Source organism: Rhodanobacter sp. DHB23, assembly GCF_014842975.1.
In the GTDB taxonomy this organism is placed as follows: Bacteria; Pseudomonadota; Gammaproteobacteria; order Xanthomonadales; family Rhodanobacteraceae; genus Rhodanobacter_A.
Window position 1 is genome coordinate 211,373 of record NZ_JACYXK010000026.1, and the last position, 15,526, is coordinate 226,898.

Consider the following 15,526-nt stretch of genomic DNA (forward strand, 5'->3'; position numbering starts at 1 on the left):
AGCACACCCCGTGCGCGATGGCCTTGCGCTTCGACCGGAGCACAAGGCCATCGCGCACAGGGTGCGCTCCTACAAGAAGATTCCGGACCTGCAAGGAGCCCCGCCATGAACCAGCCTGCCCTGTCCGCCGTCGCCCTGGCCTGCATCGCCGGCCTGGCCATCGCCACCCCTGCCGGCGCAGCCACGCCCACCGCGAGCGGTACCGACATCACGCTGTACCGCAGCGACAACGCGGCACTGTACGCAAGCAGCGGCGACGGCAATGTCGGCGACGGCTACGCGGTGATCCGCGAGCGGCGCACGCTCGCCCTGCAGCCCGGCGTGCAGGACATCACCCTCGGCGACCTGCCCGACCAACTCGATGCCGAGGCGCTGGCGCTGGGCTTTCCCGACGGCAACGCGAAAGTGGTTTCGCAACGCCTGCTGCTGGGCCAGGGCGGCAGCGCCGCGCTCACCGGGCTGATCGGACGCGAGGTCACCGTGCTGGGGGACGGCGGCGAGGCGCTTGCCACGGGCACGTTGAAGCGTGTCGGCGACGATGGCTTGATGATCGAAAGCGCCCTGGGCAAAAGCGCGCTGGGCACGACCTGGATCCGCCAGTACGCCGGCGTGCGCGTGAACGGCGGCAACTTCCCGACCGGTTCCAGCCTGCGCCTGCGCGTGGACGCCGCGCGCGGCGGCAACAGCGAAGCCGTGCTCAGCTACCCCACTGCCGGCCTCGGCTGGCGCGCCGCCTACGTCGCCACGCTGCTGCCGGGCAGTGCATGCCGCATGCAGTTCGAATCGCGCGCCAGCATCGCCAACCGCAGCGGCCGCGACTGGAACGACGCGAAGCTCACCTTGATCGCGGGCGAGCCGAACTTCGCCAAGGCCTCCACACCGCGCCCGGTGGTGATGATGGCGGCGAAATCGTTTGCCGCCGACGCACCGATGCCGCAGCAGGCGCAGATGGACAACTACCGCAGCTACACCCTGCCCGCGCCAGTGGACCTGCCCGATGGCAGCGTGAGCCAGGCGCCTCTGTACGAAACACGTTCGCTTTCGTGCGAACGCACCAACCTCGTCGAGAGCGGCGGCACCTGGCAGCCGCCGCAACCGATGCTCGGCCCCGACTTCAACAGCGGCAGCGGCAACGACAGCATCGTCAGCACGCTCAAGTTCACCGCCTTCGACAGCCTGCCCGCCGGCTACCTGCGCGTGCTCACGCAGGACAGCCACGGCACGCCGCAATTCATCGGCGAGGGCCGCATCAACGACACGCCCAAGGGCAGCGACGCCAGCATCGCGCTGGGCACCGCCTTCGACCTGCGCGCCACGCGCGAACGCACCGCGTTCCACGCGGACAAGGCCGGTCGCACGATGGACGAAACCTTCCGCATCACCCTCACCAACGCCGGCGACAGCACCCGCACCGTCACCGTGCGCGAACACCCCAGCCGCTGGCGCGAGTGGAAGCTGGCCTCGTCCAGCGCCCCGCCCAGCAGGCAGACCACCGACACGCTGGAATTCCGCGTCGACGTGCCCGCCAACGGCAAGGCCGTGCTGGACTACGCCGTGCACTACACCTGGAGCACGGAGCAAAATCCACAACCTTGAAGAAAACCGCAGGAGCACACCCTGTGCGCGATGGCTCCGATGCCTGATCGGAGCAAAAGCAAATCGCGCACAGGGTGCGCTCCTGCCGCAGCGGAAGAACCCGGAGCCACCATGATCGAAACCATCCTTCACGACGCCGTCGCCGAAATCCACCTCGCGCGCGCGCCCGTCAATGCGCTGAACCTGGAGATGTTGCAAGCGCTGCATACCGCGCTGGACAAGGCGGTGGCCGATGGCACGCGCGGCATCGTGCTGTCCGGCGTGCCGGGCATGTTTTCCGCCGGCGTGGACGTACCGGCGCTGCTGCAGGCGGATCGCACCGGCGTGCGCGCCTTCTGGCGCGAGTTCTTCGCCACCGCCGCCGCGCTGGCCTGCTCGCCGGTGCCGGTAGCCGCGGCGATCACCGGCCACAGCCCCGCCGGCGGCGCGGTGATGGCGCTGATGAGCGACTACCGCGTGATGGCGCAGGGCCCGTACAAGATCGGCCTCAACGAGGTGCAGGTGGGCCTGGCCGTGCCCGACTGCATCCAGCTCGCGCTGCGCCGCGTGGTGGGCGCCTACCGTGCCGAGCGCCTGCTGGTGTCCGGCACGATGGTCGACGCGCAGCAGGCGCTGGCCTGCGGCTTCGTGGACGAGACCACCGGCATCGACCTGGTGGTGACGCGCGCCGTGCACTGGATGAACGACCTGCTCGCCCTGCCCCCGCACGCCATGCTCGCCACCCGCCGCGTCGCCCGCGCCGACCTCATCGCCACCTACGCCGACGTGGACGCGCTGCCCGTCGACGACTTCATCGAAGGTTTCTACCATCCGCAGACGCAGGCCACCCTGCAGGCACTGGTGGCCAGGCTCAAGAGCAAGGGCTGAGGGCCGTTCAAGGCTCCCAGATCATGTGCACATCCGCCCGCGCGTAGTGCGACCCCGCGCGCGGCGCGGGGTGGTGGCGGAAGCCGACGCTCTCATACAGAGCCAGCGCCGGCCCGAGCAGGCTGCTGGATTCCAGGAACAGTTCGCGCGCGCCTAGCGTGCGGTACAACTCCAGCGCCGCGTCCATCAGCAGGCGCCCGACACCGCGGCCGCGCGCCTCCGGCGACACCGCCATCTTGGTGAGTTCGTAGACGCCGTCGCCCTCGTGCTTCAGGGCGACGGTGCCGAGCGCCCGCCCGTCCCCGTCGATGGCGAACAGGATGTGGCCGCCGTTCGCGAGGATGTACTGCTCGGGATGACCCAGCACTTCGCGGTCGTAGTCCTCGACCACGAACCAGTGCTCCAGCCATTCGATGTTGAGCGTGGCGAACGCCGCGCGCCAGCGCGGCTCGAAGCCGACGATGCGGATGCCGTTCGATCGTGCAGGCGTGTTCATGCGCGTGTACCGTGGGTCGGTGTTCCCGCGACCAGCCCGATGCCGCCGCGCCCGCGACGCAGGCGGCGGAACGCGACGGTCACTCCTCGCCCTTCGCTGCCGGCCGCGAGCGGTCGCTCACCCAGCCGCTCCACGACGGCGCATAGAGCCGCGACCCGGCGAGGCCGGCGTGTTCCATCGCCAGCAGGTTGTGGCAGGCGGTGACGCCGGAGCCACACATGTGCACGACTTCGGCCGGTGCGCGCGCCCCCAGCACGACGAGAAAGTCGCGCTGCAGCTCCGCCGCGCCCTTGAAGCGGCCATCGGCATCGAGGTTGTCGGCGAAGGGACGATTGCGCGCACCGGGCACGTGCCCGGCAACGGGATCGAGCGGCTCGGTGTCGCCGCGGTAGCGCGGCGCGGCGCGGGCGTCGACCAGCAGCGGCGCGGGCGCGGCGTGCAGGGCGGCATGGTCGAGCACGACCCGGGCCGGATCGAAGCGCACGGCCACCGACGTCGCCACGCGCTGCGGCACGGCGGTTTCCACCGTCAGGCCGGCCGCCTGCCACGCGGCATAACCGCCATCGAGCACCGCCACGGCAGGTTCGCCGGCAAAGCGCAGCAGCCACCACAGGCGCGCCGCGGCCAAGGCGCCGCTGGCCGCGTCGTAGGCCACCACCTGCAGGCCCGGCCGCCAGCCCCAGCGGCCGAGTACCGCGGAGAACGCCTGCGCCGATGGCAGCGGATGGCGTCCCAGTCCTTGCGACTGCAGCGAGAGATCGGAGAGGTCGGTGTCCAGCTCGGCGTACACGGCGCCGGGGAGGTGGCCGGCAAGGTAGTCGCGCCGCCCCTTGGCCGGATCGGCGAGATCCTTGCGGCAGTCGACGACCAATACGTCGTCCGCCGGCAGCGCGGCGAGTTCGGCTACGGAAATCAATGTGGTCTTCATGCGCGCCCCATCCTCTTCAGCAGGTTGAGCAGGATCGCCGCGGTGGCGCCCCAGATGCGATGGCCGTCATGCACGAACTCCACCATCTCGCGGCGGTGGCCGCGGAACTCCATGGTGTAGCGGCGCAGGTTGGCCGGGTCCAGGAAAAAGGCCAGCGGCACTTCGAACACTTCGGCGACTTCGGCGGGCGCGGCCGTCAACCGGGCATGCCCGGCGATGCTCGCCACCACCGGCGTGATGCGGTAGCCGCTGATCGTGTCGAAATTGTCGAGATAGCCCAGCGGCGTCACCAGGGTGCGGTCGAGGCCGATCTCTTCCTCGCTCTCGCGCAGCGCGGTGGCCAGCGCATCGGCGTCGCCGGGATCCATGCGTCCGCCGGGCAGCGCCACCTGCCCCGCGTGCGACGGCAGGTCGTTGGTGCGCACGGTGAGTACCAGCCGGGGCGACCCGCCATCGCGCAGGGCCAGCAGCACCGCGGCCGGCCGGCGCCGGGTGGTGCCCAGCAGCTCGCTCATGTCGGCGTGGTTCCAGCCCGGCGCGACGGGCGGGGCGGACAGGGGCAGCAGGGCCTGCAGCAAATCCGCGTTCATGGGCGTGCCCGCAGGGGCAGCACGTCACGCATCACGCGCAGGCGCTCGGCATCGCTCATGCTGCGCCAGCGGCCGATTTCATCGATCGTGCGGCGGCAACCGATGCAGTAGCCCCGTGGATCCAGTTGGCAGACGCCGATGCACGGCGTGGCCGGGGACGGCGGCGCGGGAGGAGGTTCGTTCGACATGCCCCGCCATTTTAGCAGCAGGGCAGCGGGCGCTCAGGGCGCGCCCTGGTCCGGCGTGGCCGACTTGATCGCCAGCAGCTCGATCTCGAACACCAGCGCCTCGTTGGGACCGATGCGCGGCAGCGCGCCTTCCTTGCCGTAGGCCAGTTGCGGCGGGATCACCACCTTCCAGCGGTCGCCCACGTGCATGCGCGGGATCACGTCGCGCCAGCCGGGGATCACGTGGTCCACCGCGAAGCTCACCGGCGCGCCATGCGCCCAGGTGCTGTCGAACTCGGTGCCGTCCACCAGCATGCCGCGGTAGTTCACCACCACCGTGCTGGTGACCGTGGGGCTGGCCGTGCCGTCGCCGCGCTTCATCACCGAGTACTGGATGCCGGAAGGCAACGACACCACGCCGGACGCCTTGGCATTGCGCGCCATGAATTCGGCGCTCTTGCGCGCGTTGGCGGCGGCGACCTGCTCGAATTCCGCCTGCGCGTCGGTGCGCAGCTGCTGGTTGAAGGCGCGCAGCTGCTGGTGCATCGCCTGCATCGACACGGCGGGCTGGCGCTTGTCGTAGGCGTCCTGGATCGCGCGCTGCAAGGCGGCGATGTCGATCTCCGGCACGCCGGGCTGGTTGCGGCCCGCGGCGAACTGGCTGCCGATCTGGTAGCCGATGGCGTACGAGAGCTTGGCCTTGTCCAGCTTCACCGGCGCCGCCGGCTGCGCCTGGCCCTGCGCATGCGCGACGCCCGCCAGCAGCAGGCAGGGCAGCAGCCAACGCAGTCGAGTCATGCCGTTCTCCATCGCGCACCGAAGCGCCACATCGTAAGTGTTTCGCATGGCGCGTGCAGCGCCCGTGGCATGAGAAACCCGGCGGCCACAAAGGTTCCCGCTGCTACCATGCGCGTTTCGGCAGCACTGGAGTCGGCCCATGGCCTATCGCAACCTGGAAATCGCCAACCGCGGCGCGGTGCGCACCATCACGGTGAACCGCCCCGACAAGCTCAACGCGCTGAACCGCGAGACGCTCAACGAGCTGACCCTCGCCTTCGCCCAGGCCGCACAGGACGATGCCGTGCGCGCCGTGGTGCTGACCGGCGCGGGCGAAAAGGCCTTCGTGGCCGGCGCCGACATCGCCGAGATGAACGGCTACACACCGGTGCAGGCACAAGGCTTCTCGCGCGCCGGCCAGCGCCTGATGAGCGGCATCGAGCGCCTCGGCAAGCCGGTGGTCGCGCGCATCCAGGGCTTCGCGCTGGGTGGCGGCATGGAGCTGGCGATGGCCTGCCACCTGCGCGTGGCCAGCGAGAAGGCGAAGTTCGGCCAGCCCGAGATCAACCTCGGCCTGATCCCCGGCTTCGGCGGCACCCAGCGCCTGCTGCGCCTCGCCGGCCGCAGTGCCGCGCTGGAGCTGTGCCTCACCGGCGCGACCGTCAACGCGCAGCGCGCCTACGAACTCGGGGTCGTCAACCGCGTGGTGGCGCCCGAAGCGCTGGACGAAACCGTCGACGCGCTCGCCGACCAGCTCGCCGCCGCCGCGCCGCTGGCCGCCGCCGGCATCCTCGACGCGGTGCTGCAGGGCGGCGAGGCTTCGCTCGACCAGGGCCTGGAATTCGAGACGCAGGGCTTCGCGCTGGTGTTCTCCACCGAGGACATGCGCGAGGGCACGAGTGCGTTCCTGGAGAAGCGCAAGGCGCAGTTCAAGGGACGCTGAAACCTCGCCTCACCGTCATTCCGGCGAAAACCGGAATGACGAACCCGCGCTTCAGTGGTGGCCGCCGGCGTATTTCTTCTCGCCCGCCGTCACCGCGACGTCGAGGCGGTTCTCCGGCGGCGCCAGCGGGCAGGTGGCGAACGGCGTGAACGCACAGGGCGGGTTGTAGGCCTTGTTGAAATCCAGCACCACCCTGCCCGGCCTGGCCAAGCCGCCTGCAGGCAGCGCGGCGTACAGGAAGCGCGCGGCGCCATAGGTCTCCTTGCCGGAGGTCTTGTCGGCGATCACGAAGAACAGCTCGCCGTCCGGCTCCTCCTGGTAGGGCAGCAGCTCGAACGTATGGCCACCGCGCTGGAACACCGCCTTGCCGGGTACCTTCACCTTGTCGATGGTGCCGATCGCCGTGCCGATCTCGAGATCGTGTTCCGGCACGAAGGGCACCCACTCGGCCTCGATGCGCCAGCCGGCGTCGATCGGGAAATAGTCGATGCCGAGGAAGTCGCGCCGCGCCTCGGCGTCGGTGTCCTTCACGCGCAGCGCCTTGCGGTTGTCGCGGACGATCACGAAGAAGCTCGCGTTGCCGAAGCGCACCGTGGTGGGTTCGGCGCCGGCGGCGGCATGCATGTCGTCGACCAGGGTGGCTTCGCCGACGGACTTTCCGTCGATGGTCGCGCCGCTGTGCTCGTCCAGCACGATGTGCACCGTGCCATCCGCCGCCAGCGTCACCGTGCCGAGCTGCGCGGGGCCGGCCTTCAGCACGATGTCGTTGCCGGCGGCGCTACCCACGCGGTTCACGCCTTCGTGCAGCCACTCCAGCCCGATCAGGCTGAGCCAGCCGTCCGGCCCGGTGAGCCGTGCCACACGGTCGGTGCGCCATTGCTGGATTTCATGCGTGTAGGACGACGGGGTTTCGGCGGAAGACACGGCAACGACTCCGAAGAACGAGGCAAACAGGAAAGCGGCGATTCGCAACATGGGGACGATCCGCGGCAATGGAAGGTTCGAGTATGGACGTCCAAATGCCAAGCGGGCAAGCGCAGCCTCACCGTCCGCGCATGAACAACCGGTCCAGCTCCGACAGGGAAAGCTGCGTCCAGGTAGGCCGGCCGTGGTTGCACTGGCCGGAACGCTCGGTGGCTTCCATCTCGCGCAGCAACGCATTCATTTCGGGCAGGGTGAGGCGGCGCCCCGCGCGCACCGAGCCATGGCAGGCCATGGTGGAAAGCAGTTCGTTCTCCAGCTCCTGCAGGCGGCGCGAGCTGCCATGCTGGGCCAGTTCGGCCAGCACATCGCGGGTGAGCCGGGTCACGTCGGCACCTTCGAGCAGTGCGGGGATGCGCCGCACCACCACGCCGGAGGGGCCGCTGCGCGACAGTTCCAGGCCCCAGTCGGCCAGCGCGTCGGCATGCTCCTCGGCAGCAGCGGCTTCCTTCGCGCTCACCGCGAGGTTGAGCGGCACCAGCAGCAGCTGCGAACGCAGGTTGCTGCCGGAGCGACCGGCCTTGAGCTTCTCGTAGGTGATGCGCTCGTGCGCGGCGTGCATGTCCACCAGCACCAGGCCCTGCGCATTCTCGGCCAGCACGTAGATGCTCTTGAGCTGGGCGATGGCATAACCCAGCGGCGGCGCCTCGCCCTCCTCCGCGGCCGGCATGGCGACGGCGGCGGGCATCGCACGCGGCGGCTCACCCAGCAGCGCGGCGTAGTCCGCCAGCGGTTCGTCGCGCACGCCCAGCGCAAGGCGATTCTGCTCGGCGCGCGCAGGCCACGACGACATGCGGGCGATCGCCGGCAGGCCGGGCGCGGATGCGCTCGCAGCAGTACTCATGTGCAGGCGGCCATCGTCGTCCTGCGCGTGCGATTCCACCTGCCCAGCGCGCGTCTGCGACAAGGCCTCGTGCAGTGTGCGGAACAGGAAATCGTGCACCAGCCGCTGCTCGCGGAAACGCACCTCGTGCTTGGCCGGGTGCACGTTGACGTCCACGCCGGCGGGGTCGAGTTCCAGGTACAGCACGAAGGCGGGATGGCGACCATGGAACAGCACGTCGGCATACGCCTGGCGCACCGCATGCGCCACCACGCGATCACGCACCAGCCGGCCATTGACGTAGAAATACTGCTGGTCGGCCTGCGAGCGCGAGGCGGTGGGCAGGCCCACCCAGCCGGACAACCGCATGCCGGCGGCAGCGTGGTCCACGCGCAGGCTCTGCGCGGGGAAATCCTCGCCCAGCACCTCGGCCACGCGCGCCAGCTGCGCCTGCGCGTCGCGCGCGGCCTTCCAGATGCGCACCGGCTTGCCGTTGTGGCTGAGCCGGAATTCCACCGAGCCGCGCGCCAGCGCCAGCGACTTCAGCAGGTCGTCGATATGCGCGAACTCGGTGCGCTCGGCGCGCATGAACTTCTTGCGCGCGGGCACGTTGTAGAACAGGTCGCGCACTTCCACGCTGGTGCCGGCCGGATGCTGCGCGGGACGCGCGGCCTGCAGCCGGCCGCCGTCCACCTCGATGCGGAACGCGGCGTCGGCCTCGCGCTGGCGCGAGGTGAGCGCGAAGCGCGCCACCGAAGACACCGAGGCCAGCGCCTCGCCGCGGAAGCCCATGCTGGCGACATGTTCGAGATCGTCGAAGCTGCCGATCTTGCTGGTGGCGTGCGAGGCCACCGCCAGCGGCAGCTCGTCGGGTGCGATGCCGCCGCCGTCGTCGCGCACGCGGATCAGCCGCGCACCGCCCTGTTCGATGTCCACCTCGATGCGGCTGGCGCCGGCGTCGAGGCTGTTCTCGACCAGTTCCTTGACCACGGACGAGGGGCGCTCGATCACCTCGCCGGCGGCGATCTGGTTGATGAGCTCGGGGGGCAGCGGACGGATGACGGGCATCCGCGGATTTTAGCAGTTGCCGGCGCTCACCCCGACGGAATGGCCAGCATGGTGCCGGTGCGCACCACGTTGCCGTCGATGTGGTTGGCGTTCTTCAGCGCGCCGACGCTGATGCCGTATTGCCGCGCGATGCTGCGCAGGCTCTCGCCCTCGCCCACGCGGTGCAGGTCGCGCACGCCGGCGTCGGCAGCGGCCGGGGCATCGGCGACCGCGGTGGCGGCATCGTCGGCCGGCCGGCCGACCCTGGCTGAAGCCAGCTCGACGCCATTGCCGCGTGCCGCCTGCGCCGCGAACCACGTGCCCGGCGGCGGCGTGGATTCGAAGTAGCCCTTCACGCCGCTCATCACCGCCGAGGCCAGCGCCTGCTGGTGGTCGGGATCGCGCAGCTTGCGCTCCTCGGCGGGATTGCTGATGAAGGCCGTCTCGACCAGGATCGAAGGCACGTCGGGCGAACGCAGCACCACGAAGTTCGCGCGCTCCACGTAGCCGCGGTGGGTGGGGCCGAGCTGCGCCAGCGACTTCAGCACGTTGCCGGCCACCGTGTCGCTGGCCTGCACCGCCCAGCCCTGCTGCATGTCCAGCAGCACCTTGGCGAGGCCGTCGCTCTTGTCGTCCAGCGACACGCCGCCGATCAGGTCGGAACTGTTTTCGTGGTCGGCCAGCATCTGCGCCGCCACCGAGCTCTTGCCGCGCGAGGACAGCACCCATACCGAGGAACCGCGCGCATCGCCGCTGGTGAACGCATCGGCGTGGATGGACACGAACAGGTCGGCGTCGTGCTCGCGCGCGATCTGGTAGCGGCGCGCCAGCGGGATGAAGTAGTCGCCGTCGCGGGTGAGGATGGCCTTCATGCCCGGCTGCCTGTTGATCTGCGCGGCGAGGTCGCGCGCCACCGCCAGGGTGACGTTCTTCTCCAGCGTGCCGTCCGGGCCATGCGAACCGGGATCCTTGCCGCCATGGCCGGCATCCACGCACACCACCACCTTGCGCTGGCCGTTCAGCAGCGTCGCCGCCTGCTGGGTGACCTGCCGGCTCGAACCGATGGTCTTCCTGCCGCTGCGGCGGTCGCTGACCGTCGCGACCACGGGCGGTGTCGGCCCGGTGTCGTCATCGGCCACCGGCGCGGTGGCCGGCCTGGCGGCTGCAGCCGGAGCAGGCGCCGCCGGGGCGGCATCCGCCACGTCCGTGCCCGCGCCCGGCAGCAGGTCCAGCACCAGCCGGTAATGGCCGCCGTCGCCGGGGGGAAGCACGAAACTGCGCAGCTTGCTGCCGGCCATCACTTTCGCGGTGAGCTGCAGTCCCCCGCCCTGCTGGCTGCGGCTCATGCCGCGGAACAGGCCATGCGCGGCCGGATCGGTGTAGCCGCTGGCGATCCTGCCGCGGGTGAAATCCACCACGACCTGGTCGTCCCGGCGATCGATGCGGTAGTCCGGCTTAGCGTCCAGATCGAACACCAGCCGGGTGTGGCTGGCGTCGGCCCAGACACGCGCCGCCGTCACGTCGGCCGCGTGTGCGCCCACGGGCGACATCGCCGCGGCAAAAGCGACGACGACTATCCCACCCAAGCTGTTCAGGTATCCCCGCATGGGGCGCATTGAATCGCAGCCGATCCGGGAATGCAAGAAGTTTTCCCTTGAATATCCATAACCTGCGAATCATTCATCAGTCGACATCTAGCTATGGGTCGCAAGTCGCCGCCGCATGCCCCCATGAAGCCGCCGAGCCATGAAGATTTCCCAAGGAAAAACAGCAAGTTGGCGCCAACGATCAACGCAGGCGCTGCAGGAAATCCTTGCCGCGTGTGCTGTGCGCCTCGAGCCGCGCCTGCCGGCCGGCACCGGCATAGGCCAGGTGCAGGGTGAGATCGGGGGCCGGCAAGGCGCCACGGCCACGCTCGGGCCACTCCACCAGCACCAGCGCCGCCGGATCGGACAATGCGTCCAGTCCCAGCCATTCGAGTTCGCCCGGATCGGCGATGCGGTAGAGATCCAGATGCCACGCCGGACGGCCCTGGGCGGCATAGCCTTCGATCAGGCTGTAGGTAGGGCTCTTGATGCGCTCGCCCACCTCCAGCGCACCCAGCAGGGCGCGGGCGAACGTGGTCTTGCCCGCTCCCAGGTCGCCATGCAGGTACACCACCATGCCGCCGCCGGCCAGCTCGGCGGCGAAGCGGCGCCCCAGGGCATCGGTGGCGGCCTCGTCGGCCAGGGGCCAGAGCTGTCCGCTCATGCGTCGATTCCGTTGCCCAGCGCGCGCAGCGGCGCCAGCAGGTCGGTGGCAAGCAGGCCGCGCTCGCCCTGCCGCGCCGCGCGGTCGCCGGCGCGCGCATGCAGGCCGACGCCGAGGCAGGCGGCCTGCCAGGCATCGCAGCCCTGTGCCAGCAGCGCCGCGACGATGCCGGTGAGCAGATCGCCCATGCCGCCCGCGGCCATGCCGGGGTTGCCCCATGGACAGACGTCCAGACGTCCATTCGGGTCGGCGACCAGGCTGCCCGAACCTTTCAGCACCACCACGGCACGGAAGCGGTCCGCCAGCAAACGCGCGGCGGCGAAACGATCCGCCTCCACCTCGGCCACCGTGCCGCCCAGCAGGCGCGCGGCCTCGCCAGGGTGCGGCGTCAGCACCGCCGGCTGCGTGAAGCGGCGCGGCTCGCGCGCCAGCAGGTTGAGCCCGTCGGCATCGAGCACCAGCGGCTTGCCGCTGTCCAGCGCGGTGAGCCACAGCGCGTGGCCCCATGCGCCCCGCCCCAGGCCCGGACCCACCGCCAGCACGCTGGCGCGGGCCAGCAACGGTTCCAGCGCCTGCGGGCCGTCCACGCCATGCGCCATCAATTCGGGGCGCGCGGCGTTCAGCGCCAGCAGGTGTTCGGCACGGGTCGCCACGCTGACCAGGCCGGCGCCCGCACGCAACGCCGCCTCGCCGCTCAGGCGGATCGCGCCGGCCATGCCATGTTCGCCGCCGATCGCCAGCACGTGCCCGTTGTCGCCCTTGTTTGCGTCGCGCGGACGCGGCGGCAGGGCCGTTGCCGCCAGCAGCTGCGCATCGCACGGCACGTCGCGCCACAGCGACTCGGGCAGGCCCAGCACGTCCAGCTCCAGCTGGCCCACGACATTCGCGGCGCGACCGGTGTGCAGGCCGCGCTTGGCGGCGATGAAGCTCACCGTGAGGTCGGCACGGATCGCCGCACCGGGCATCTGGCCGGTATCGGCATCCAGTCCCGAAGGCACGTCCAGCGCCAGCACGGGCACGCCGCTGGCGTTGACCGCCTCGATCAGCGCCGCCACCGCCGTCTCCGGCGCGCGCCGCAGGCCGGTGCCATACAGTGCATCGACATGGACATCGACGGCGGGCAAGGCATCGCCCGACCGCCACGGGCGCACGGCACCGCCGGCATCCAGCCACGCCTGCCGCGCCGTGGCGGCGTCATCACCCGCGGACACCTCGCCCGGCGCCAGCACGTCCACCAGCAGCCCCGCCTCGCGCGCCAGCACGGCCAGCAGGAAACCGTCGCCGCCGTTGTTGCCCGGCCCGCAATGCACGGCGATGCGCCGCGCCTGCGGCCAATGCCGGCGCAGGCCGGACAGCGCCGCCCATGCCGCACGCCGCATCAGCTCGAAACCCGGCACGCCCAGCACCTCGATGGCATGGCGATCCAGCGCGCGCACCTGCGCGACCGTGTAGAGCTGATGGCTGTGCGGGCAATCGGACATGCACGGATTATAGGCATGCGACATGCGTAGCCCGCCTACAATGCACGCATGTCCACCTGCAACACCATCGACCACGCCGCCCTCGCCCGCGACATCAAGCGATGGGCGCGCGAACTGGGCTTTGCCGAGGCCGGCATCAGCGGCGTGACGCTCGGCGAGGACGAACAGCACCTGGCAAGCTGGCTGGCCGACGGCCACCACGGCGAGATGGACTACATGGCGCGCCACGGCACAAAGCGCGCGCGTCCGGCCGAGCTGGAGCCGGGCACGCAGCGGGTGATCTCGGTGCGCATGGACTACGTGCCGCCCGGCACGCGCAACGCCTGGGATGTCATCCGCGACGGCGAGGCCGGCTACGTGGCGCGCTACGCGCTGGGCCGCGACTACCACAAGCTGATGCGCAACCGCCTGCAGAAACTGGCCGGGCGCATCCACGCCGTGGTCGGCGATTTCGGCTACCGCGCCTACGTCGATTCCGCGCCGGTGCTGGAAAAGGCGCTGGCGCGCAACGCGGGGCTGGGCTGGATCGGCAAGCACACCGTGCTGATCAACCGCCGCGCGGGCTCGTACTTCTTCCTCGGTGAGCTGTACACCGACCTGCCGCTGCCGGTGGACGAGCCGGCCAGCGCGCACTGCGGCTCCTGCCGCCGCTGCATCGACGTCTGCCCCACCCAGGCGATCCTCGCGCCATACAGGCTCGATGCGCGCCGTTGCATCTCCTACCTCACCATCGAACTGAAGGGTTCGATTCCCGAGGAACTGCGCGCGCCGATGGGCAACCGCATCTTCGGCTGCGACGACTGCCAGTTGGTCTGCCCGTGGAACAAGTTCGCGCAGGACGCCGCCGAACCGGATTTCGCGCCACGACACAGCCTCGACGGCGCGAAGCTGGTCGAGCTGTTCGCATGGAGCGAGGACGAGTTCCTGAAGCGCACCGAGGGCATGGCGATCCGCCGCACCGGCTACGAAGGCTGGTTGCGCAACATCGCGGTGGCGCTGGGCAACGCGCCGGGATCGATAGCGGTGCGCGAGGCGCTCAACGCGCGTGCCGACCATCCCTCGCCCCTCGTGCGCGAACACGTGGCCTGGGCGCTGGCGCGGCAGGCCAGCCCCGGCTCTTCATCGTAGGAGCACCCTGTGCGCCCCTACGAAGGCGGGCAGCGAAAGATGCGGACCCGCCGTGCGGGTCAACCGGGATCGGGGATGCCGAACACCTGCCGCAGGTAGGTCACGTAGGCCGCGTCCTCGCACATGTTCTTGCCGGGCGAGTCGCTGAGCTTGGCCACCGGCTGGCCGTTGCAGCGGATCATCTTGATCACGATGTTGAGCGGCGTAGGCCCGGTGTCGTTGCTGAGGTTGGTACCCACGCCGAAGGCCAGCAGGCAGCGGCCGCGGAAGTGTTCGTAGAGCTGCATCACCTTGGGGATGTCCAGTCCGTCGCTGAACACCAGCACCTTGCTGCGCGGGTCGACGCGGTTGTCGCGGTAGTGCGCCAGCATGCGCTCGCCCCAGTCGAACGGGTCGCCGGAATCGTGGCGCGCGCCGTCGAACAGCTTGCAGAAGTACATGTCGAAGTCGCGCAGGAAGGCGTCCAGCCCATAGACGTCCGACAGCGCGATGCCGAGGTCGCCGCGATACTCCTTCGCCCAGGCCTCCAGCGCGGCCACCTGCGAATCGCGCAGGCGCGGGCCCAGCGCCTGGTGCGCCTGCAGGTATTCGTGCGCCAGCGTGCCCAGCGGGACGAGGCCCAGCCGCATGGCGAACCACACGTTGCTGGTGCCGGCGAGCTGCGTACCCAGGCCGTCGCGCAAGGCCACCAGCACTTCCTCGTGCCAGGTGCGCGAGAAGCGCCGGCGCGTGCCGTAGTCGGCGATGCGGCAGTGTTCGTAGCCGGGCGTGCCGTGCAGCAGCGCGATCTTCTCCTGCAGCCGGCGCCGGCCTTCGGCGAGATCGTGCCGCGGTTGCGTGTTGCGGAAATACACCTCGTTGACGATGGCGAGCAGCGGCACCTCGAACAGGATGGTGTGCAGCCACGGCCCCTTGATGCGGATCTCGATCTCGCCGTTGCCGGCCTCGGCCGGCACAATGGTCACGTATTTCGCGTTGAGCCGGAACAGGCCCAGGAAGTCCACGAAGTCGCTCTTGATGAAGCGCATCGCGCGCAGGTAGTCGAGTTCCTCCGTGCTGAAGCGCAGTTCGCACAGCGCCTCCAGCTCGGCGCGGATCTCGGCGATGTACGGCACCAGGTCGATGCCCGGGTTGCGGCACTTGAAACGGTACTCGACCTGCGCGGCCGGGTAGTGGTGCAGCACCACCTGCATCATCGAGAACTTGTAGAGGTCGGTGTCCAGCAGCGATTCGACAATCATGCGTCGCCCGTACGGCACGGCGGCGCCAGTCGCGCCAAGTGGCCGATTATGAAGGCTCCGGCAAATCGCAGGCATAAAAAATCCCGGTAGCCAGGGGAGTAGCTACCGGGATTCGTCAGGTCGGCGCGTCAAGAGGGGAGAGAGGGGCCGACCCCTCGACGGTGCGATGTCTTGCCCCGTCTCCTTTCGCCTCACGGCGATACATGGGCTT

13 protein-coding genes and 1 pseudogene are annotated in these 15,526 nt (G+C 70.1%); 4 read left to right on the forward strand and 10 right to left on the reverse strand.

Features of this window, described 5'->3' with window-relative positions:
- The first annotated feature begins 105 nt into the window (after positions 1–105).
- Positions 106–1,596: a DUF4139 domain-containing protein gene (locus IHE47_RS09360; RefSeq protein WP_192105627.1), complete on the forward strand. Its 1,491-nt coding sequence runs from the start codon at positions 106–108 to the stop codon at positions 1,594–1,596.
- Between the two features lie 111 nt (positions 1,597–1,707).
- Complete coding sequence (locus tag IHE47_RS09365) at positions 1,708–2,463, forward strand: enoyl-CoA hydratase/isomerase family protein (RefSeq protein WP_192105628.1); 756 nt, start codon at positions 1,708–1,710, stop codon at positions 2,461–2,463.
- 7 nt (positions 2,464–2,470) lie between these two features.
- Here IHE47_RS09365 and IHE47_RS09370 read toward each other — a convergent pair whose 3' ends face one another.
- From IHE47_RS09370 to IHE47_RS09390, 4 genes and pseudogenes are all read right to left on the reverse strand, one after another.
- Positions 2,471–2,959: a GNAT family N-acetyltransferase gene (locus IHE47_RS09370; RefSeq protein ID WP_192105629.1), complete on the reverse strand. Its 489-nt coding sequence runs from the start codon at positions 2,957–2,959 to the stop codon at positions 2,471–2,473.
- A gap of 79 nt (positions 2,960–3,038) precedes the next feature.
- Positions 3,039–3,887: a sulfurtransferase gene (locus tag IHE47_RS09375; RefSeq protein ID WP_192105630.1), complete on the reverse strand. Its 849-nt coding sequence runs from the start codon at positions 3,885–3,887 to the stop codon at positions 3,039–3,041.
- Positions 3,884–4,665: pseudogene (locus tag IHE47_RS09380) on the reverse strand (DUF1289 domain-containing protein). The gene IHE47_RS09375 and the pseudogene IHE47_RS09380 overlap by 4 nt, the downstream one beginning before the upstream one ends.
- A 33-nt stretch (positions 4,666–4,698) precedes the next feature.
- Positions 4,699–5,442 carry an FKBP-type peptidyl-prolyl cis-trans isomerase gene (locus IHE47_RS09390; RefSeq protein WP_192105633.1) on the reverse strand — a complete coding sequence of 248 codons (744 nt, stop codon included), beginning with the start codon at positions 5,440–5,442 and terminating at the stop codon, positions 4,699–4,701.
- 139 nt (positions 5,443–5,581) lie between these two features.
- On the opposite strand from IHE47_RS09390, the gene IHE47_RS09395 reads away from it, so the two are divergent.
- Positions 5,582–6,364, forward strand: coding sequence for an enoyl-CoA hydratase-related protein (locus tag IHE47_RS09395; RefSeq protein ID WP_192105634.1), 783 nt, complete (start codon positions 5,582–5,584; stop codon positions 6,362–6,364).
- A gap of 51 nt (positions 6,365–6,415) precedes the next feature.
- Here IHE47_RS09395 and IHE47_RS09400 read toward each other — a convergent pair whose 3' ends face one another.
- The 5 genes from IHE47_RS09400 to IHE47_RS09420 form a co-directional block, all read right to left on the reverse strand.
- Positions 6,416–7,339, reverse strand: coding sequence for a DUF1684 domain-containing protein (locus IHE47_RS09400; protein ID WP_192105635.1), 924 nt, complete (start codon positions 7,337–7,339; stop codon positions 6,416–6,418).
- A gap of 67 nt (positions 7,340–7,406) precedes the next feature.
- The gene (gene mutL, locus IHE47_RS09405) at positions 7,407–9,236 is read right to left on the reverse strand and encodes a DNA mismatch repair endonuclease MutL (protein WP_192105636.1); all 1,830 of its coding nucleotides are present in this window, start codon (positions 9,234–9,236) and stop codon (positions 7,407–7,409) included.
- Positions 9,237–9,262: 26 nt separating this feature from the next.
- Positions 9,263–10,765 carry an N-acetylmuramoyl-L-alanine amidase gene (locus tag IHE47_RS09410; RefSeq protein WP_225561752.1) on the reverse strand — a complete coding sequence of 501 codons (1,503 nt, stop codon included), beginning with the start codon at positions 10,763–10,765 and terminating at the stop codon, positions 9,263–9,265.
- Between the two features lie 238 nt (positions 10,766–11,003).
- The gene (gene tsaE / locus IHE47_RS09415) at positions 11,004–11,465 is read right to left on the reverse strand and encodes a tRNA (adenosine(37)-N6)-threonylcarbamoyltransferase complex ATPase subunit type 1 TsaE (RefSeq protein ID WP_192105638.1); all 462 of its coding nucleotides are present in this window, start codon (positions 11,463–11,465) and stop codon (positions 11,004–11,006) included.
- Positions 11,462–12,946 carry an NAD(P)H-hydrate dehydratase gene (locus tag IHE47_RS09420; protein ID WP_192105639.1) on the reverse strand — a complete coding sequence of 495 codons (1,485 nt, stop codon included), beginning with the start codon at positions 12,944–12,946 and terminating at the stop codon, positions 11,462–11,464. The genes tsaE and IHE47_RS09420 overlap by 4 nt, the downstream gene beginning before the upstream one ends.
- A 48-nt stretch (positions 12,947–12,994) precedes the next feature.
- On the opposite strand from IHE47_RS09420, the gene queG reads away from it, so the two are divergent.
- Complete coding sequence (gene queG / locus IHE47_RS09425) at positions 12,995–14,074, forward strand: tRNA epoxyqueuosine(34) reductase QueG (protein WP_192105640.1); 1,080 nt, start codon at positions 12,995–12,997, stop codon at positions 14,072–14,074.
- A 59-nt stretch (positions 14,075–14,133) separates the two neighbouring features.
- Here the strand turns inward: queG and pncB are convergent, their stop codons facing one another.
- The gene (gene pncB, locus IHE47_RS09430) at positions 14,134–15,315 is read right to left on the reverse strand and encodes a nicotinate phosphoribosyltransferase (protein WP_192105641.1); all 1,182 of its coding nucleotides are present in this window, start codon (positions 15,313–15,315) and stop codon (positions 14,134–14,136) included.
- Positions 15,316–15,526: the final 211 nt, after the last annotated feature.